This is a genomic window from Hoylesella timonensis S9-PR14 (genome assembly GCF_000762405.1).
Taxonomy (GTDB): domain Bacteria; phylum Bacteroidota; class Bacteroidia; order Bacteroidales; family Bacteroidaceae; genus Prevotella; species Prevotella timonensis_A.
This window is the reverse complement of the sequence record NZ_JRPQ01000132.1, coordinates 1-20,081: the sequence shown is the minus strand read 5'-3', so window position 1 is coordinate 20,081 and position 20,081 is coordinate 1. Positions and strand designations below refer to the sequence as shown.

General features: G+C 43.1%; 12 protein-coding genes. 7 read left to right on the top strand and 5 right to left on the bottom strand.

Annotated elements, in window-relative coordinates; genetic code table 11:
• Positions 1-170 precede the first annotated feature (170 nt).
• Positions 171-2,882 (bottom strand): 3'-5' exonuclease, encoded by a 2,712-nt coding sequence (locus tag HMPREF9304_RS08130; protein ID WP_036928147.1) that lies wholly within the window; start codon positions 2,880-2,882, stop codon positions 171-173.
• Positions 2,883-3,098: 216 nt separating this feature from the next.
• Here HMPREF9304_RS08130 and HMPREF9304_RS08120 point away from each other — a divergent pair, with 216 nt between their 5' ends.
• On the top strand, positions 3,099-4,004 hold the full coding sequence (locus HMPREF9304_RS08120; protein ID WP_036928143.1) for a DMT family transporter: 906 nt from the start codon (positions 3,099-3,101) through the stop codon (positions 4,002-4,004).
• Positions 4,005-4,085: 81 nt separating this feature from the next.
• Complete coding sequence (locus HMPREF9304_RS08115) at positions 4,086-4,427, top strand: hypothetical protein (RefSeq protein ID WP_036928141.1); 342 nt, start codon at positions 4,086-4,088, stop codon at positions 4,425-4,427.
• On the opposite strand, the gene HMPREF9304_RS08110 is transcribed toward HMPREF9304_RS08115, so the two are convergent.
• The 4 genes from HMPREF9304_RS08110 to HMPREF9304_RS08095 form a co-directional block, all read right to left on the bottom strand.
• Positions 4,424-4,837 (bottom strand): DUF805 domain-containing protein, encoded by a 414-nt coding sequence (locus tag HMPREF9304_RS08110; RefSeq protein WP_052046025.1) that lies wholly within the window; start codon positions 4,835-4,837, stop codon positions 4,424-4,426. The genes HMPREF9304_RS08115 and HMPREF9304_RS08110 overlap by 4 nt on opposite strands.
• A gap of 194 nt (positions 4,838-5,031) precedes the next feature.
• Positions 5,032-7,020 (bottom strand): glucosamine-6-phosphate deaminase, encoded by a 1,989-nt coding sequence (locus HMPREF9304_RS08105; RefSeq protein WP_036928140.1) that lies wholly within the window; start codon positions 7,018-7,020, stop codon positions 5,032-5,034.
• A 60-nt stretch (positions 7,021-7,080) separates the two neighbouring features.
• Positions 7,081-7,872: a glucosamine-6-phosphate deaminase gene (gene nagB, locus HMPREF9304_RS08100; protein ID WP_036928139.1), complete on the bottom strand. Its 792-nt coding sequence runs from the start codon at positions 7,870-7,872 to the stop codon at positions 7,081-7,083.
• Between the two features lie 23 nt (positions 7,873-7,895).
• Positions 7,896-9,503, bottom strand: coding sequence for a beta-N-acetylhexosaminidase (locus HMPREF9304_RS08095; RefSeq protein WP_036928138.1), 1,608 nt, complete (start codon positions 9,501-9,503; stop codon positions 7,896-7,898).
• 659 nt (positions 9,504-10,162) lie between these two features.
• Between HMPREF9304_RS08095 and hflX the strand changes: the two genes are divergently transcribed.
• From hflX to HMPREF9304_RS08070, 5 genes are all read left to right on the top strand, one after another.
• On the top strand, positions 10,163-11,410 hold the full coding sequence (gene hflX, locus HMPREF9304_RS08090; protein WP_025072532.1) for a GTPase HflX: 1,248 nt from the start codon (positions 10,163-10,165) through the stop codon (positions 11,408-11,410).
• A gap of 463 nt (positions 11,411-11,873) precedes the next feature.
• A complete protein-coding gene (locus tag HMPREF9304_RS08085) occupies positions 11,874-12,332 on the top strand; it encodes a transposase (RefSeq protein WP_036928137.1) in 459 nt (152 codons plus the stop codon).
• A 286-nt stretch (positions 12,333-12,618) separates the two neighbouring features.
• Positions 12,619-14,475: a DUF4954 family protein gene (locus HMPREF9304_RS08080; protein ID WP_036928135.1), complete on the top strand. Its 1,857-nt coding sequence runs from the start codon at positions 12,619-12,621 to the stop codon at positions 14,473-14,475.
• A 151-nt stretch (positions 14,476-14,626) separates the two neighbouring features.
• On the top strand, positions 14,627-17,533 hold the full coding sequence (locus tag HMPREF9304_RS08075) for a M16 family metallopeptidase (RefSeq protein ID WP_036928133.1): 2,907 nt from the start codon (positions 14,627-14,629) through the stop codon (positions 17,531-17,533).
• Between the two features lie 59 nt (positions 17,534-17,592).
• Complete coding sequence (locus tag HMPREF9304_RS08070) at positions 17,593-19,242, top strand: fumarate hydratase (protein WP_036928131.1); 1,650 nt, start codon at positions 17,593-17,595, stop codon at positions 19,240-19,242.
• The last annotated feature ends 839 nt before the right edge of the window (positions 19,243-20,081 follow it).

The following is a 20,081-nucleotide window of genomic DNA, read 5'->3' as shown; positions in this document are numbered from 1 at the left end:
ACAACAGGCATGCGCAACTTGTCAATAAGAGGTTTCTATTTGTATATCTTCGCCTGAAGAACGTACAGACTGAAACGCATCTATAAAGAAAGACCATTCCAAAACTCGTTTTAGAGCAAGGGGATGGTCTTTTTTTTTTGTTCGCAAAAAAATCCGTTGCTATAAAGAGGTTACGCCAATACCTCAAAGAAATGAAGCAAGGGTTTCATGAATGGCGTGAGATAACGAGGCTGCAACTGGTTGTGGTAGTCTACCCTATTGCGTGACCACGACACATACAATCGTTGCTTGGCTCGGGTCATGGCAACATAAAACTTGCGTTTATCCTCGGCAACTAACCGCACATTGTCACGATTGAAGTAGTTGGGATATCGACCATCTACCGCATCAAACAAGACAACCTGATCGAACTCTAATCCTTTGGCTTTGTGAACTGTTGTCACAAAGATACGTTCATCTAAAGTCGTACCATGACATAGGTCAGCCTCTTTGAGCGTGTTGATTTCGTTGATATACACCGAAAGCTGCTCGATGAGCGATGGATAGGCATCCTTGTCTATCATATCAGCTGACAAATACTTAATGACATGAGGCAATTTTTCAATGGTTTGTAGCAGTCCTTGTTCACAGAGGGTGCGATACAGATACGCTATTTCGCTCGCCAAGACAGGCAAATGCTCCGAATGTTGACGCTGATACAACAGCTGGCGCGCATGCGTATAGATTTCGAGATAACGCTTTCTGAACACTGCTGCCCTCTGTTGAAACCGTGGATGCTGTATCCATTCCCTTTGAGAGTCGATGTGCAGTTTCGCTTTCTCATAACAATGGCGCACCACACTGCAGGTGGCATGCACATCAGCATCGGCAAGGTGCGAGTTTTGTCCTTCGAGATGCAACACCGACAGTAAATATTTCAGCTTGTATTCTTTTAGGTTTGGTTCGAGTAAACGGATGAGTTTCAGTGAATCAAAATACATGTTACAACGTTCTTCTAACTGTATATCAGGAAGATAACGCTGCAAGTTAAAGTTAAAGATATGATAGTCATAGTCGGCATTATGCCCCAACAGTCTGCTATTTCCCACATACTCCATAAACATTTTCAAGCCCTCGCTTGAGCTGTACAGCTGATGATGCTGCATTTCCTCTAACAGCGGATTGTCAATGTTGCCCAACTTGCGTGGTATCTCACGATTGGTGCGCATAAATACTACAAATTCTGACCCGGGTACCACACATCCTCGTCGCATACGTACGGCAGCTATCTGCACAATATCGTCCTCAAAAACATTCAAACCCGTAGTCTCTGTATCGAACACCACCATGTCCTCATGTTCGTAACACTCCACAAAGGCTTGCACATAGCTGCTATTAGGGTACATCAACAAATCAGATGGCAACATAGCATTATCGAACAACCCTCGTACAAACCTACGAGCGGCTGCATTACTCTCGAACACCTGCAAGCCTTTGAGCAATCTCGACCAGCCCATGAACTGATGTTCATTACACAAAATGTTGAGGTGTGCCAAGAGTAACTTCACCTCCGAAGAAGCAAACACATCCTCTCCCGACACCTTGAAATGAGGTAAATTCTTTTGTGTCAAAGCCTCACTCATCAATTCGGCATCGGCATTCGAGCTTACAATCACAGCTGTTGTCTTATGTGGATACTGCACTTGCAAGCGTTGCACCTTGTCAGCGACATCGGCATATTCCACTTCCACCTGTTCGCTCGACATCAATTGCAGTTCATCACCCTGCCGAGGAGGGTCAAAATCGGTGGTAGGCAACAAGGCAGGGTCGATGTCTAACATCTTTTCGGCAAAGGTATTGAATACTTGAAGTAGATACCGAGGTGAGCGATGATTGACGAACAACCGATGCAGATGCCCCTCACAACGCTGCTTCAGTGCATCGAGGGTACTCATCTTCGCACCCATGAAAGAAAAAATTGCTTGTTGTTCATCGCCAAGATACATCACTGTGTGGAAGTCTTTGCTTGTAAAACTATCGATGAGTGCCAACTGTAGCGGGTTGAGATCTTGCACTTCATCTACTTGTATCCAGCGATAGCGTTTCAATTCGAGCTGGTCATCAGCGTTCAGTGCATCGTATGTAAACATGAGCAAGTCCTCAAAGTCGAGCAACTTGTTTTCTTTTTTGTACTGGATATAATACTTTGCTTGCTGCATCTTGCGCAACAATGCCTCTATATCGTGCTGACTCCCTATGTCGTAGGCATCCGAATGGATAAGGCTCTCATACATATCCGCATTTTTGAAAACCTCTTGCAAGGTATCAGCCGTAAGTTCCATTCGCTGTACCCGACACAAAATGCGCAATGCAGCCACGTCTAAAGAGGTGACACATTCAGGATGCAAACGCAAATGTTTGGGGTGATGATGAATAAGTTGATGTATGAATCCTGCAAAATGAAGCACTTCGATGTACTCCTTCTTCAACCGAAAATTGTGCTGCACTGCATATTCATCGTCATCCCGATAGCGAGCCAAGATACTAAACGCATCATCATCGTCAATCACCGAGCTCTCTGCAGGCACCAAACTATTGTCGAATAAGAACTTAGAACAAAACCTATGCACGTTTCCTACAAACAATTCAGCTATTTCTTCATCATTGATGTGAGTCTCAATGCGCTCTCTCATACCTCGTGCAGCACGATTGGTAAAGGTAAGGCACAGCATCTCGTCAAAGGAAATGCCCTGTTCGTGCGCCTTCCGAATACGCTCAGCGAGGATTTGGGTCTTACCACAGCCCGGTGCAGCCAACACTAAATGATAACCACCGCTGGCTTGTATCACTTCGGTTTGGTATTGGTCGGGAGTCAATGAGTTTGGAATATTGTCTTTCTGCATGGTTTTCAATGGGCTTGATTCGTTGTACAAATATATTATTTTATTTCTGTTCCCACGCCCAATTATTGGAAAAAACTGTATCTTTGCAACGATTTTCTACCATTGAAAATCGCCAAGCCGCAGTTGATGGCTTGTTCACATGGCATCAGAAAGAAGGATGTACCACGCTGATGTACTCACACAACCAAAAGAAAATTAAACTATAACGAACCAGTCATGAAGAAGAAACAACAGAAAATACAAGCACACACCGCAATCATCTTAGCCAACGTCATCTTTGGTTTGGGCGTACCAGTCACTAAACTACTTCTTGATCAATGGGTAACGCCAATGGGCTACATGTTCATGCGGTGCTTAGGAGCGGCTGTAATCTTTTGGGCAATCAGTCTGTTCCTGCCAAAAGAGACCGTTCAACGCAAAGACTTGCTCATCATCATGTTGGGAGGTTTGTTAGGTTTTGTAATTTCACAAACGCTCACAGCATGGGCTTTAGTGTACACCACGCCCGTTTACTTCTCGCTCATTGCCACACTCACCCCCGTTGCCACCATGCTCATGGCTGCTTTGTTCTTGAAAGAGAGGATGAATGGTACAAAGGTATTCGGAGTATTGATTGGTATTGTGGGTGCGCTTCTCATGGTATTGATGAGTTGGAAAAGTGGCTCTGGGAAGAATGACTTATTAGGTATCACGCTCACCATTTTAAGTTTGATGACCTGGGTAGTGTATTTACTGATTACGCGCAACGTGTCTCAGAAATACACAGCCGTGACTCAAATGAAATGGATATTCCTTATTTCTACCCTTGCCGTATTGCCCTTTGCGGCTCCAGAGTTCGACCAACAAAGGTTGTGGTCGTCACAATGGGCTTGGAGTGGTGTGATGGAGATGACTTTCATTGTGGTGTTTGCCACGGTGATAGGCTATTTTGCTATTCCGTATGCCATGCGTTACCTGCAAGCTACAACCGTTAGTATCTACACCAACCTGCAACCAGTGGTGGCTTCGTTCGTAGCTATCTACATTGGACAGGACATATTGACGTGGGACAAGCCTGTGGCAGGTATCTTAGTGCTGCTGAGTGCCTATATCATTACCATTCGCAAATCGGATGGGAACTAATGGGACTGCCTTCTCATACAGCCCCATTACTTCCTGAATGACCTCTAATGACAATTTTATACGATAGAAGAAGAACGAATCATGCTTATTATTCACAACCGACTGATACCTTTTAAGAAATACGATGCCATCAATCTTTTTGGCTTATTGTTTTGCCGAAAAGGGACAACGATTACTGCCGATTTGATTCAGCATGAGCGTATTCATACCAGACAAATGATAGAAATGGGTTTTATCTTCTTCTATTTGTTCTATGTTATCGAATGGTTGATTCGCATTCCGATGAAAGGACGTGCCTATCTAAACATCTCTTTTGAACGTGAAGCTTATCGACACATGGACGACCCCAATTATCTGATTCATCGAAAGCCCTATGCTTGGGTGAAATACTTGCGCCGAAAGCCTCAAAACGACATCAACTAATCGATGTATTTTGGTGAAGCTCCATATTTATTTGTCTCTGGTTTTGAATCGTAACAAAACCAAACAATGAGCAAAATACCACCAACAATAGGTATCAACACCCATAAATAGTTCCAGCCACTCTTGTTAATATCGTGCAAACGACGTACAGCGACAGCCAAACTAGGAATAAGCAAACCTAATGAAACGAGGATATAAAGAGGTCCATAACCAATGTCTGTGAACGTTAAGCCAAGTGCAAAGTCTAAAATATAGGCAACCATGCCTGCCAATGTACCAAACAATGCAAAATACCAATATTCAGATCGACGTGCACGACCCGTAAAGGTAGCATACTTGTTGAACACTTGTTTGATTGCTTCACCAAAGGATAAGGTTGGTGTAGCCTGTGGAGTTGTGTTTGTTTCCATAATCTATTGAGTTTTAATGATGCTGTAAAAGTAACAATTTATAATGATATTTGCAATTTTTTATGTTCTTTTTTTTCGCTAATCCACAAAAAACACGCCCCATCTTTCTACAAAAGAAGAGATAGAGCGTGTTGAACTTTACGTTAAATGGTAAGAGACTGTCAAGCAGTTCTTATCAAGAATCCTTCCGTGCATTACACCTTATATTCTACAAAGGCTTCCATCGCCTCGTAGCAAGCCAAGCCTAAACTGTCATAAAGTGCCGCCGTGGCATGGTTGCGGTCTTCAGAACGCTGCCAGAACAATCGCTCATCGTTGCCCAAGAACGGTGCACTTTCCATTTGACTCTGGTGTTTGAGGATACTATTGCGTTTAGCACGCAACTCTTCAGGACTCATAGGAACACACATCTCTATGTTTTCAATTTCCCATTCTGCCCAAGCTCCACGATACATCCACACACGACAGTCTTTGAGCCACTCTGCACCAGCTTCTTTTTCCAAATCGAGTGCTGCCAATACAGCATCTGTACACTTTCTATGAGTACCGTGAGGATCAGCCAAATCTCCAGCGACATAAATCTGATGTGGCTTCACTTGCGTAATCAAATCACGTACAATCTGCACATCCTTCTCTGTCATAGGCAACTTTTCTATCTTACCCGATTCGTAGAAAGGCAAGTCCAAGAAGTGAACATGATCCAAAGGAACCCCATTATACGTGTTGGCGGTACGCGCTTCTCCACGACGAATCAATCCTTTAATGGTTCGTACGTCCAATGTATCAATATCACCTTCCTTCTTTTGTGACAAGAACTCCTTGATTTCCTTGTACTTATTCTTGATGACTTCATCTTTTTCAGAGCCAAACAACTGGTTGAATCCATTGATGAAGTGCATGAAACGTGTCACCTCTTCGTCGCCCACAGCAATGTTACCACTCGTCTCATAAGCCACATGTACGTCGTGTCCCTGCTGAACCAAACGTCGCAAGGTGCCTCCCATGGAGATGACATCATCGTCAGGGTGCGGTGAAAAGACAATTACTCGCTTGGGGAACGGCTTCGCACGTTCGGGGCGATAAGTGTCGTCAGCATTCGGTTTGCCACCTGGCCATCCTGTAATGGTATGTTGCAAATCGTTAAAAATCTTGATGTTGGCATTGTATGCCGAACCATAGAGCGCCAACAATTCGCTCAATCCGTGGTCATTGTAATCCTTATTGGTGAGCTTCAGGATAGGTTTCTTCGTTAATTGACACAACCATACCAAGGCTGAGCGCACCAACTTATCCGTCCATTCACACGACTTTACCAGCCATGGATGCACAATGCGTGTGAGTCTGCTGGCAGCAGACAGGTCGATGACCACATGAACATTATTATGTGTTTGCAGAAAAGAAGCTGGAATGGTATCCGTTATGTTCTCCTCAACCGCCTTTTGAATCATCTCTGCCTTCTCTTCTCCCCATGCTACCAAGAATATCTTTTTGGCTTTCAATATTGTAGCGATACCCATGGTGATAGAACAAGGAGGAACTGACTCATTATTACCAAAGCTCAATGCCATTTCTTTGCGTGACACCTCGTCTACCAAGATGATGCGTGAGGTAGATGTCAACGTAGAACCAGGCTCGTTAGTAGCGATGTTGCCCGAACGTCCAATGCCTAAGAGCATGATGTCAATGCCTCCAAAGGTTTGCATGCGCTCTTCGAAAAGGCGACAATGGCTCTGTACATCTTCCTGCGAGATGCTCCCATCGAGACTAAAGACATTCTTTGGGTCGATGTCAACATGGTTTAAGAAGCGATCGCCTAACTGCTTCATACAACTGTTCTGCGTATCTGCAGTGATAGGGAAATATTCATACGCATTGAACACTATCACATTATGAAAACTTACCTTATCGGTTTGATGGCGACGAATAAGCTCATTATAGATAGGTGTGAGCGACAATCCCGTTCCCAAGCCAAGCACACAAAACTTGCCTTCAGCTTGTTTTTCTTTCACAGTCTTTACAATCGCATCGGCAATATGACTGGCTCCTTCCTCTATTTTTGGAAAGATATCGGTATCAATCTTTTCGTAACGTGTCAACTCAGAGCGGTCAATGGCAGTTGCTGGTCGATACAATTCAACGGGTACTTTGTTGAGAACAATCTCAGAACTTAAATTTAATTTCATAAATCTATCCTTAAAAAACGAGGCTTGTCACGAAACAAAATCGTACAAGCCCCCTATTGATTAAATATTGTTTTTCTCTATATCCTTAAAGTAGCGGTACGTTCCCACACGCAATTCGTCTGTAGCAGGCTCGTCACACACAATAATGCCGTGAGGATGTTGCTGCAACACGCTAATCGTCCAGTAATGGGTAACAGGACCTTCAACTACAGCTTGCAAAGCGCGAGCCTTATGGTGACCGTTGCAGAGTATCATGACTTCTTTCGCATCCATCACGGTCCCCACACCTACTGTCAGTGCATGTTTAGGCACCTTGTTGATGTCGTTATCAAAGAACCTACTGTTAGCAATGATCGTGTCACTGGTGAGGGTCTTGATACGAGTACGCGATGTAAGTGAAGAACATGGCTCATTGAAAGCAATGTGTCCATCTGGTCCAATTCCTCCAATAAACAAATCGATGCCACCCACTGCAGCAATCTTTTCTTCGTAGGCTTTGCATTCAGCTTCCAAATCTTTTGCGTTTCCGTTGAGAATATGGATGTTCTCTTTCGGGCAATCGATATGATCAAACAGATTACGTGCCATAAACGAGTGATAGCTTTCCGGATGCGATTCGGGCAAACCAACATACTCGTCCATGTTAAAGGTGATGACGTGTTTGAACGACACTCTTCCCTCCTTGTTGGCTTTAACTAACCGTGCATACATTCCCTCTGGCGAAGAGCCTGTGGGAAGTCCTAACACAAAAGGACGCTCAGCGGTAGGATTGAACGCACGAATGCGCTCAATAACATGCTCTGCTGCCCAGTTTGACAGCGCATCATAATTTTCTTCAATAATAAGTCTCATGTTCTTAATATTTCGTTGAATGATTATTTTTTATTCCAAAGGTGCTTGGCATATTCATAGTTATACAAGTCGTAGAACTTCGTCAAGCGGGTTAAACGGTTCTTAAACTCAGGGAAGTCCTTCTTATGTTCCGACCATTGTATTTCTGCAATGGCTGCCATGCGTGGCAACAGTTGATATTCTGCCAACTTTGGATAAGGAATATACTCCGTCCAAAGATTACATTGTACACCAATGATATGCTCACGTGCCTCAGCTGGTAAATCGTTGGGCAATGGCTCATAGCTGTAAGTCTTCTCAATAGGCAGGTTTCCGCCAATGAGTAATGGCTCGTTAAAGGTCTTATCGGTCTGGTAATAATCGAAATAAGCATAGGTAGTTGGCGACATCACTACATCGTGACCTGCCATGGCTGCCTTTACACCAGGTTCTACCCCACGCCAACTCATCACAGTAGCACTTTGATTGATGTCTCCATCTAAGATTTCATCCCAGCCTATGAGGCGACGACCTTTGCTATTGATGAATTTTTCAATACGATTAGTGAAATAGCCTTGCAACTTCTTGGCTGTCAAACCTTGTGCTTGCATGACACGTTGGCATTTTGGACATTTTTCCCAACGCACATGAGGAGCTTCGTCACCACCTATATTGATATATTTCGAGGGGAATATATCCATCAACTCGGCTAAGACATCTTCACAGAACTGGTAAGTTTTCTCGTTGCCCAAACACAAAACGTCTTCAAACACGCCCCATTTTTTTGCCACTTCGTAAGGACCACCCGTGCATCCCAACTCTGGATAAGCAGCCATGGCAGCAAGCATGTGGCCAGGCATATCTATCTCGGGAATCACAGTAATGTAACGGTCGGCAGCATATTTCACAATTTCGCGCGCCTGTTCCTGTGTGTAATAACCACCATAAGGCACTCCGTCGCACACACCTGAATTGCGTCCCACTACTGTCTCTTTGCGTATAGAGCCTATCTTGGTAAGTTCGGGATATTTCTTGATTTCAATGCGCCAACCCTGGTCTTCGGTTAAATGCCAGTGAAACACGTTCATGTTGTGCAAAGCCAACAGGTCAATAAATTTTTTAACGAAGTCGATGGAGAAGAAATGGCGACCGCAGTCCAACATTCCACCACGATAACCGAAACGAGGAGCATCCTTGATAACGACTGCTGGCAACATCACTTCCGTTAGGTTGTTCGCAACGGGGAGCGACTTGCGCAAGGTTTGCAGTCCATAGAACACGCCACGTGCCGTTTTTCCTGCCACCGTCACTCCTTGAGGTGTAACGGACAGCACATATCCTTCATCGTTTTTAATTTTAGAATCTATGGCTAAAGAAATCGCTTGTTTGGTTTTCTTCGTCACACAATTGAGTTGCAAGCCCGTCGTCTCACGAATATACGCCGACAAGTATTGGGCATTGCGCTGCAAATCCATGTTTCCTGCAGGACTGTAAATACAGGTTGAAGCCGATAACACAAAGGGCTTCTTCGAAATGAGTGACAACTCATTGGGCATGGGAACAATCTGATAGTCTGCCACATTCTGAGCAGAAGCGGAAAAGAAAGACATCATACCACACACCAATAGTAAGGTGATAACTTTTGTTTTCATGTTTATATCGTATTAAATGAATGACAAAGATACAACTTTATTCTGATAAAACACCTTTGTTGAGGTCCTCAATTTCGACAATCATTTCGCTTTTTTAGTTTTTTTAGTATTCATCTGCAAAAATGGTGCTCAACTGCACAGGATGATAATAGATGCTGAATTTTCTTTACAAAGTGCCTCTCATAACTCGCGTCGTAACAACAAACGTCAAAGTTGGTCGCAAATACGCAAGTTATGAGCGATGTTCATAATTCGTTGTTATTCATAATGTTACGTTTAAGTGTTGTCTTTTCATTCCTTTTTCTACCATTTCTTGACAGCTAAAGCATTGAGATAAGCCTGCTATTTGCATGCTTTAATGCTCTTAAGTCATGCAAATAACCCTTCTAAAGAGTGTTTACAAGCCTGTTAAGTCGATGTTTTAGCCTGAAAAGACGTTTATTTTTTGAAAATCAGCGTAATTTTGTTGGTCGTTTGCCTATTTTTTTTTTCTATTTTGAAGATTTTCAAGAGCCGTTTTTTGGTAAAATAATAGTACAAAAGCAATAGATGCCTTGACCAAGACGGAATGGCAATCAATCTTGAAAAGAAAAATGAGTGTTTTATTTTGTGTTTTTAGGGCTTTATTGTACCTTTGCATGAAATCACATTATATATAAATGAAAGAATTTGTTATTTCCGAAGCCAAATCAGAAACAGCGGTATTGGTAGGTATCGTCACGCAAGAACAAAACGAGGCTAAAACCAACGAGTACCTTGACGAATTGGAGTTCTTAGCAGATACCGCAGGGGCAGAAACCGTGAAGCGTTTCACTCAAAAGGCAGGCGGGCCTAATGCTGTGACCTATGTAGGTAAAGGAAAATTGGAAGAAATCAAACAATATATTGACGAAGAAGCAGAGAACGAGCGTCCTGTGGGCATGGTTATTTTTGATGATGAACTATCCGCCAAGCAGATAAGGAACATCGAAAAAGCGTTGGATGTGAAAATCTTAGACCGCACATCGCTCATCCTCGACATTTTTGCCATGCGCGCTCAGACAGCCAATGCCAAGACACAGGTGGAGTTGGCGCAATATCGCTACATGCTTCCTCGCTTGCAACGGTTGTGGACTCACTTGGAACGACAAGGCGGAGGTTCAGGCTCTGGCGGCGGAAAGGGGTCTGTGGGACTTCGTGGACCTGGTGAGACGCAGTTAGAGATGGACCGACGAATTATCCTACAACGTATCACTCTCTTAAAACAACGATTAGAACAGATTGACAAACAAAAGACAACGCAGCGCAAAAACCGTGGGCGCATGATACGAGTCGCATTGGTGGGCTACACCAACGTAGGCAAATCAACGCTCATGAACTTGCTTTCCAAAAGCGAAGTGTTTGCAGAAAACAAGCTATTTGCGACACTCGACACCACCGTTCGTAAAGTGGTGGTCGAAAATCTGCCCTTCCTATTGGCTGATACCGTTGGATTTATACGGAAATTGCCCACCGATTTGGTCGATTCTTTCAAGTCAACCTTGGACGAAGTGCGAGAAGCAGACTTGCTACTGCATGTGGTTGACATATCTCATCCCGACTTTGAGGAGCAAATTCATGTTGTTGAAAACACGCTGAAAGAGTTAGGATGTGCAGAAAAGCCCTCTATGATTATCTTTAACAAAATAGATAATTACACTTGGGTACCTAAAGATGCGGACGACTTAACACCTTCCACCGCAGAGAATATCACCCTCGATGAACTTAAACAAACATGGATGGCACGGCTCAACGACCAGTGTCTCTTCATTTCTGCCAAGAAAAAGTTGAACATAGACGAATTCAAAGAGGTGTTGTATCAACAAGTTCGCCAACTCCATGTACAGAAATATCCCTACAATGATTTTTTATATCCCATAGAAGAATAACGTTCAACTCTCTATGCAGCGGCTCAATGCTCCACCTTTTTATTATGAAGAGAATCAACTATAAATATGTAACCAATGCCTCCCCTTGCTCTTTCAGAGCGTCAGTCCCCTGCAACTCTCTACCCAGGGCGCTGCCCTGGGCTAAGTTCCTACTGGACCTTCGGTCCGCATCGTAGCCATAGAAACAATCAGAGAAGGACGAAAAACTGAATGAAGTAAAGAAGAACATATAACAAGTAACACACTGCAGAATATATAACAATTCAACAAAAAGAGCGATGTCTCTAAATAATATAAAGAAGAGAAATACAAATAAGCTAATGAAAGTGGAGAAAATCTTGCACGGAGATAGAACAAAATTCCAAAGAGAACATTGTTTGGGGCTCTGCTCTCGGCAAACTATGACAAGTAACTTGCGCTCATAAAGGACAAAAGGGACTACAAAAATAAGGATGGAAATAATATGGCACAATCATTATGTAAAATATATATACATTTGATTTTTCATATCAAAAGCGATAGTCCTTGTATTCGTGAAAATGACTTAAGTCGTATTCACGAATATTTAGCAAAACTTGTGGATTTAGCAACAAACTGCAAAGTCTTGAGTGTTGGAGGTATTTCCAATCATATACACATTTTATTCACACTTTCCAATATAGAAACTGTTGCACATGTAGTGGAAGAAATCAAGAGAAAAAGTAGCAAATGGATAAAAACTATAGACGCTCATTATCAGAAATTTTCATGGCAACATGGATATGCAGCATTTTCAGTGAGTCAATCACAAATTAACAAGACTATACATTATATTAAAAACCAACATCAGCATCATCAAAAATTATCATTCGCAGATGAATATAAACATTTCTTAGAAGCATATCAAATCCAATATGACCAACAATATATATTTTCAGATTGATCCCCTATCGCTTTTCTGCCTACGTAAATATCGTACGGTCTGCACATTGATGATAGATAAATAAACAGGAATAAGTGGACGGATGAAAAAGGAAAGGAGTAACAACATTCACTTGATGATAGATAACTAAACAGGAATAAGCGGACGATGTGGACAAATAGCTTGCGCAGAGACGGGGCAAAGCCCCAAAAGGAATACAGCCCAGGGCAACGCCCTGGGGTAACAAGGGAATGTAACTTGCGCTCTGAAAGAGCAAAAGGAACCATGATAATAAAATAAATAATGTATGAAAGAATACCGTGAACTGACAGAAGAGGAGATTCGCATCCTCGAGGAAAGAAGTTGTTGGGCAGAGGAATGGGCGAACATTCATGTAGCCGAAGGATTCAAGCCCAATTACATGCATCGTGTGATGCTGTATGGAGAAGTTTACATTGGTGCTTTCGATGACACCATAGAAGTGAGTAGAGACTTTTTCAAACATTCGGGCATCAACAACGCTACGCTGCGAAATGTGACCATCGGTGACAACAGTCTGGTAGAGAACATTGGCAACTACATCAACAACTATACCATTGGTGACCGATGCTACATCTCGAACGTCTGTACGCTCGAAACCTCAGAGGGGGCTACCTATGGAGAAGGCAACTTAGTGTCTGTATTGAACGAGGTGGGCGACGGCAATGTGGTGCTGTTTAGAGACCTCAACAGTCAGCTCGCCGCATTCATGGTGAAGCATTTTCACGACAAACCGCTCAAAGAGGCGATAAGAAGACTCATCAAAGAGGAGATAAATCTACACGCTCCCGAACAGGGATGGATTGGTAACAACGTGAAGATTGTCAATACGAAAGAGGTGTCGAATACCGTTATCTTTGACGAATGTGAAATCAATGGAGCCTCCAGACTGAGCGATTGTACCATTCTAAGCTCGGACAATGCCAGTGTTTATATCGGCACGGGAGTGATTTGTGAAAACTCTATCATCTCTTATGGCTCATCTATTATCAACAGTGTGAAGATGCAAGACTGCTTTGTGGGCGAAGCCTGTCAGATAAGTAATGGGTTTACTGCATCAGCGAGTGTGTTTTTTGCCAACAGTTATATGTCCAATGGTGAAGCCTGCGCTGCCTTCTGTGGCCCGTTCACAGCCAGTCACCATAAGAGTAGTCTGCTCATTGGTGGCATGTTTTCGTTTTACAATGCAGGCTCTGCCACGAACTTCAGCAATCATGCTTACAAAATGGGGCCAATGCACTATGGTACTCTACAACGAGGATGCAAGACAGCCAGTGGTGCTTACCTGCTAATGCCAGCCAACATTGGCACGTTCTCGGTATGTTTTGGCAAACTGATGTACCACCCCGATACCAGTAGTCTACCTTTCTCTTATCTCAAAGCTTATAGTGACATCATGTATCTCTCACCAGGACGGAATATCACCACGGTGGGTTTGTATCGTGATATTAGAAAGTGGCCCAAACGAGACTTAAGACCACAAGGCACACAGAAAAGTATTGTCAACTTTGACTGGCTTTCTCCTTACTCTGTGGGTGAGATAATAGAAGGAAAGAAAATATTGGAAAAGCTGCAAGATGCCTCTGGCAATGAAGTGGCACTGTACAACTACTATAACTATGTCATCAAATCCAATTCGCTACAAAAAGGTATTGAGAATTATGACATGGCACTTCGCATCTACATGGGTGCCGTATTGAAGCGCGTGCGAAAACGAGATGCCAACCTAACTCCACCCTCCAGCACTGTGGGAACAGGACAATGGACCGACTTGTCTGGATTACTTCTGCCCGTTTCTGAAGAAGAACACCTAATTGAGGATATCAAAAACGGCAACTTAGAGTCTATTCAAGACGTGCTACAACGCTTTGAGGATATCAACGAACATTATCGAGATTACCAATGGGCATGGACTTATCAACTCATTTTGGACTATTATCATTTGAACACCATTACCCCACAAGATGCCGATCGCATTCGAGAAGACTACATCCAAGCACGTCGTAAGTGGATTGCTGCCATTCGGAAAGATGCTGAAAAAGAGTTTGCAATGGGCGATGTTGAGCAAAATGTCTTGGATGATTTCTTAGACAAGCTCGATCACGAAGTAGATTATGAAGAATAAGTATAACTAACTACTTAAAAACTCTTTCACTCACAAACTTAAAAACTCAACCACTCAATAACTTCAACTCAAAACTCAAGAACTTGAAACTCAAGAACTCAAGAACTTCAACTCATTAACTCAAGAACTTAAAAACTCAATAACTCACCCAATGAAAATAGCAAAATTCACGCTCAGTTTGGCTTTGTTGCTCATCACAAGCATCGCATCAGCCAAGTCGTACAACTACAAAACGGTGGCTGGCGACCCTTTGAAAACCCGTATTTATACCCTCGATAATGGACTGAAAGTTTACCTGAGTGTCAACAAAGAGAAACCACGCATTCAAACTTACATTGCGGTAAAGACAGGAAGTAAAAACGATCCTGCCGAAACAACAGGCTTGGCACACTACTTAGAACACCTCATGTTCAAGGGAACAAAGCAGTTTGGTACTACCAATGCCGAGAAAGAAGCCCCCTATCTCCAAGAGATTACCGAGCGATACGAGCAATATCGTTTGCTTACCGACCCCACCGAGCGTAAGAAAGCTTATCATGAAATAGACAGTGTATCGCAATTAGCTGCTGCTTATAACATTCCTAACGAGTACGACAAGCTCATGGCATCGATTGGTTCCGAGGGTTCTAATGCTTTTACGAGCAACGACATCACCTGCTATGTAGAGAACATTCCTGCCAACGAAGTAGAGAATTGGGCAAGAATACAAGCCGACCGCTTTCAAAATATGGTGGTTAGAGGTTTCCATACCGAACTGGAAGCAGTGTACGAGGAGTATAATATCGGCTTAGCTAACGATGGTGAAAAGGAATGGAATGCTATCAATGCCAAGCTGTTTCCAACACATCCCTATGGTACACAGACCACGATTGGCACACAAGGACATCTAAAAAATCCCTCGATTGTAAACATTCAAAACTATTTCAAACGCTACTATGTGCCAAATAACATTGCCATCTGTATGGCAGGTGACTTGAATCCCGATGAGGTGATGACCGTTTTGGAACGCTATTTCGGCACATGGAAGAAGAGCGAAACACTGTCTTACCCCACTTTTGCACCTCAACCGTCTTTGCAAGCCAGCGTAGATACAACGGTTGTAGGCTTAGAAGCCGAGAATGTACTCATGGCATGGAAGTTCGATGGTGCTGCATCACTGCAAAATGACACCCTCACTTTGGTGGATAAAATATTGAGCAATGGACACGCAGGACTGTTAGACCTGAACCTCAATCAAAGCATGCAAGTGCTTGAGAGTGGCACTTTTATCAATCCACTTGCCGACTACAGCTCCTTTTGCATCATAGGAATGCCGAAAGAAGGGCAAACTTTGGACGAAGTGAAGCACTTGTTGTTGTCGGAGATTGATAAGTTAAAGCAGGGAGCGTTTGCCGATGACCTGCTGCTCTCTATCCTCAACAACTATAAACGCGAATATTATCAATCGTTACAATCCAACCGTTCGCGCGTTTCGATGTTCACCGATGCCTTTATCAATGGGCAAAAATGGGAAGATGTAGTGAACAAACTCAACCGATTGACAAAGATTTCTAAGCAAGATATTATTGCTTTTGCCAACCGACACTTCAAAGATAACTTTGTATGTGTGTACAAGAAGCAAGGCGAAGACACCACACAGAAGAAAATAGACAAGCCACAAATCACGCCTATTCCAAGCAATCGCAACGAGAGTAGTGCCTTCTTAAATAACATTAGAAATACACATACCACTCCCATTCAACCGCAGTTCCTCGATTTCAAACGCGACCTCACCTTCACGAAAACGAAGAAGAAGTTACCTATTGTTTACAAACACAACAGTGAGGACGGACTGTTCAACCTTATATTGACATGGGATTTCGGCACAACAGCAAACAAAGAGTACGACGAGGCGTGCAACTATATCGACTATTTAGGCACATCGAAGAAGTCGGCAAAAGACTTCAAGCGCGAATTATACAAGTTGGCATGTAGTCTCCACATTTCAGCAAAGCCACGTAACATCACCATTAACCTGTCTGGATTGGATGAAAATATGCCGAAAGCGCTCCAACTTCTCAACGAACTGATGACCGATGCGCAACCCGATACAGCGGCATATAAACAGTATGTTGCGTTAGTATTGAAAGCAAGACAAGACAACAAACAAGATCAAAAGAAAAACTTCAATGCCTTAATCAACTACGTGAAATTCGGACCTTATAATGTTGTCCGCAATATCGTTAGCGAAAAGGAACTGAAAGCATTGCAACCACAACATTTGGTCGATTTGTTTCAATCGCTTCGGAAGTACGAACACACCGCCCTTTATTACGGTCCAACAAGCGTGCAGCAGCTATCCAACGACCTCGACAAGTTGTATCATCATTTCAAAAAGAAGTGGCCAACTCCACAAAATAAAGAGTATCAAGAGCGTACTACCTCACAGAACCAAGTATTTATAGCCCCTTATAAGGCTAAAAACATCTATATGTTGATGTATCATAACGAAAACAAGCCCTTCGATGAGAAACAGTTAGCAGTGGGAGCACTATTCAACGAATACTTTGGAGGAGGCATGAACACCGTTGTCTTCCAAGAGTTACGCGAGGCAAGAGGCTTGGCTTATAGCGCATCGGCATATTACAACAACAGTCCACTGAAAGGACATCCCGAATATGCCCAAACCTATATCATCTCTCAAAACGACAAAATGATGGATTGCATCAAGGTGTTCAATAACATCTTAGACACCATTCCACAAAGTCAGGCAGCCTTTGAAATTGCAAAACAAGGACTTACAAAGCAATTGGCAAGCCGCAGAATCACTCGGAGTGGTGTGCTCGAAGCTTATCATAATGCCAAGGAAAAAGGCATTGACTATGACGTAGCAGAAAAGATTTACCACGCTTTGCCTGCCATCACCTTGCAAGACATTGTTGATTTCGAAGTAAAACACATGGCACACAAGCCATACCATTATATTATTTTGGGAGATGAGAAGAATTTGAATGTCAAAGCACTGCAAAAGATAGGCAACATCAAGCATCTTACTACCGAGGAAATCTTTGGTTACTAAACAAACATCACAGAATAAGCAATAACAAATAACTTTATAAAACATAACAAAAAAACATTATGGCAAAAACACCTGATTTCAAGTATGCGCCCATGTTTCAGATGGGCAAGGATGACACAGAGTACTATTTACTGACCAACGAAGGCGTATCGGTGGGCGAATTTGAGGGCAAACCCATGCTAAAGGTAACCCCAGAAGCTTTAACCATGCTCACCCAACAAGCCATTCACAATGTGAGTTTCATGTTGCGCCGCACTCACAACGAACAAGTAGCGAAGATTTTAACCGACCCTGAGGCATCAGACAATGACAAGTATGTGGCTCTCTCCTTCTTGCGCAATGCAGAAGTAGCATCAAAAGGCAAACTGCCATTTTGCCAAGACACGGGTACCGCTATTGTACACGGTGAAAAGGGACAACAGGTATGGACGGGCTTTTGCGATGAAGAAGCCATCTCTCGGGGCGTTTACAACACCTACACACAAGACAACCTGCGCTACTCACAGAATGCACCTCTCAATATGTACGACGAGGTGAACACCAGATGCAACCTTCCTGCACAGATTGACTTAGAGGCAACCGAGGGAATGGAATACAAATTCTTGTTTGTTACCAAGGGAGGCGGCTCTGCCAACAAGACCTATCTGTACCAAATGACCAAAGCCATTATCCAAAACCCTGGCACCTTGGTTCCTTTCTTGGCAGAGAAAATGAAATCATTGGGTACAGCTGCTTGTCCTCCTTACCACATTGCATTCGTCATTGGAGGCACCTCGGCAGAGAAAAACCTGCTCACCGTGAAGTTAGCGTCTACTCATTATTATGACAACCTACCCACCTCTGGGGACGAAACAGGACGTGCTTTCCGCGATGTAGCATTAGAGAAGGAACTTTTAGACGAAGCACACAAGATTGGACTGGGTGCTCAGTTTGGTGGTAAATACATGGCTCACGACATTCGGGTGGTACGCTTGCCACGCCATGGAGCATCGTGTCCCATCGGAATGGGCGTCAGCTGTTCGGCAGACCGCAACATCAAAGCCAAGATTAACAAAGAGGGTTTGTGGATTGAGAAGTTGGATGAAAATCCCGGTTCACTCATTCCAGAGGAATTACGTCAAGCTGGTGAAGGCGATGTGGTGAAAATCAACCTCAATCAACCCATGGCAGACATCTGCAAAGAGCTATCAAAATATCCCGTATCTACACGTGTGAGTCTCAACGGTACTATCATCGTGGCACGCGACATCGCACATGCCAAGCTCAAAGCACGTCTCGACGCAGGCGAAGAGTTGCCCGAATACTTCAAGAACCACCCTATTCTCTATGCTGGTCCTGCGAAGACTCCAGAAGGAATGCCTTGTGGCAGTATGGGTCCTACTACCGCAAACCGCATGGACCCTTATGTAGACGAGTTCCAAGATCATGGAGGTTCGATGGTGATGATTGCCAAAGGCAACCGCACACAAGTGGTTACCGACGCTTGTCAAAAGCACGGAGGTTTCTATTTGGGTAGCATTGGCGGTCCTGCTGCTGTGCTGTCGATGAACTCTATTAAGAGCATAGAATGCGTGGAATATCCCGAACTCGGCATGGAAGCTATTTGGAAAATTGACGTTGTCGACTTCCCTGCTTTCATTTTAGTAGACGACAAGGGAAATGATTTCTTCAAACAACTGAAACCTTGGACGCCCTGCTGCAACAAGTAGTACATATAGAGCAACACAAGACATAAGTCTATTGCCACGGTTAGGATTCATTTAGCATCTATACTTGGCAGTCAATCATCGCCGGTTTCTACAAGAGACTGGCGATTTCTTTTCTTCTCCGCCTCGTCTCCACCTTCGGTTCGTTCCTTGAAAATTCATATTTTTACACAGAAAAACATCCGCTGCACAGGTCGCTTTCAATTAAAATAATCGTTTATTGTCAGAAACAATCATGGCCTTTTGTTTCAACAACAAATCAAACAAATGACACAAATCTGATGGCTGGAATCAATGAACGCAGGCGTTCACCAAATAAAACGAATTTTGCAAGCAAACACAACATGTTAATGTCAATAGATTTGTTTCATTCTCAGAACGCTTGCGTTCATTGTCTTGTTTAGTTGATTGGTTTCATTGGTTTCATTCGTTGTTCAAAAACATTGCCCTTAAATGAAAGAACCATGTCCTCTTTATTGGTCGTTGATACGTTGCAAGAAAGCAAAATAAATGCTGAATATTCTTTACAAAGTGCCTCTCAAAACTCGCGTAAAATCAACCAACACCNAAGTTGGTCGCAAATACGCTAATTTTGAGCAACTTTCATAAACTATTGTTACATAAGTTGTTGCGATCAAATTACTTTCGTTTGTTCCCTTTTTTATCATTTCTCAACGGCTAAAGCATTGAGATAGGCTGATTATTTGCATGCTTTAAGACTGCTGAAGCATGTGAATAACGTCTCAAAAGAGTGTTTCCAAGCCTGTTAAGTCAATGTTTTAGTTTCAAGAGACGTTTATTTTTCGAAAATCAGCCCATTTTTGTTGGGCGTTTGCCTATTG

Bases quoted from the DNA above. Each gene is read 5' to 3' on its own strand.
- HMPREF9304_RS08130 (WP_036928147.1), bottom strand. From the start codon at position 2,882: ATGCAGAAAGACAATATTCCAAACTCATTGACTCCCGACCAATACCAA.
- HMPREF9304_RS08120 (WP_036928143.1), top strand. From the start codon at position 3,099: ATGAAGAAGAAACAACAGAAAATACAAGCACACACCGCAATCATCTTA.
- HMPREF9304_RS08115 (WP_036928141.1), top strand. From the start codon at position 4,086: ATGCTTATTATTCACAACCGACTGATACCTTTTAAGAAATACGATGCC.
- HMPREF9304_RS08110 (WP_052046025.1), bottom strand. From the start codon at position 4,837: ATGGAAACAAACACAACTCCACAGGCTACACCAACCTTATCCTTTGGT.
- HMPREF9304_RS08105 (WP_036928140.1), bottom strand. From the start codon at position 7,020: ATGAAATTAAATTTAAGTTCTGAGATTGTTCTCAACAAAGTACCCGTT.
- nagB (WP_036928139.1), bottom strand. From the start codon at position 7,872: ATGAGACTTATTATTGAAGAAAATTATGATGCGCTGTCAAACTGGGCA.
- HMPREF9304_RS08095 (WP_036928138.1), bottom strand. From the start codon at position 9,503: ATGAAAACAAAAGTTATCACCTTACTATTGGTGTGTGGTATGATGTCT.
- hflX (WP_025072532.1), top strand. From the start codon at position 10,163: ATGAAAGAATTTGTTATTTCCGAAGCCAAATCAGAAACAGCGGTATTG.
- HMPREF9304_RS08085 (WP_036928137.1), top strand. From the start codon at position 11,874: ATGGCACAATCATTATGTAAAATATATATACATTTGATTTTTCATATC.
- HMPREF9304_RS08080 (WP_036928135.1), top strand. From the start codon at position 12,619: ATGAAAGAATACCGTGAACTGACAGAAGAGGAGATTCGCATCCTCGAG.
- HMPREF9304_RS08075 (WP_036928133.1), top strand. From the start codon at position 14,627: ATGAAAATAGCAAAATTCACGCTCAGTTTGGCTTTGTTGCTCATCACA.
- HMPREF9304_RS08070 (WP_036928131.1), top strand. From the start codon at position 17,593: ATGGCAAAAACACCTGATTTCAAGTATGCGCCCATGTTTCAGATGGGC.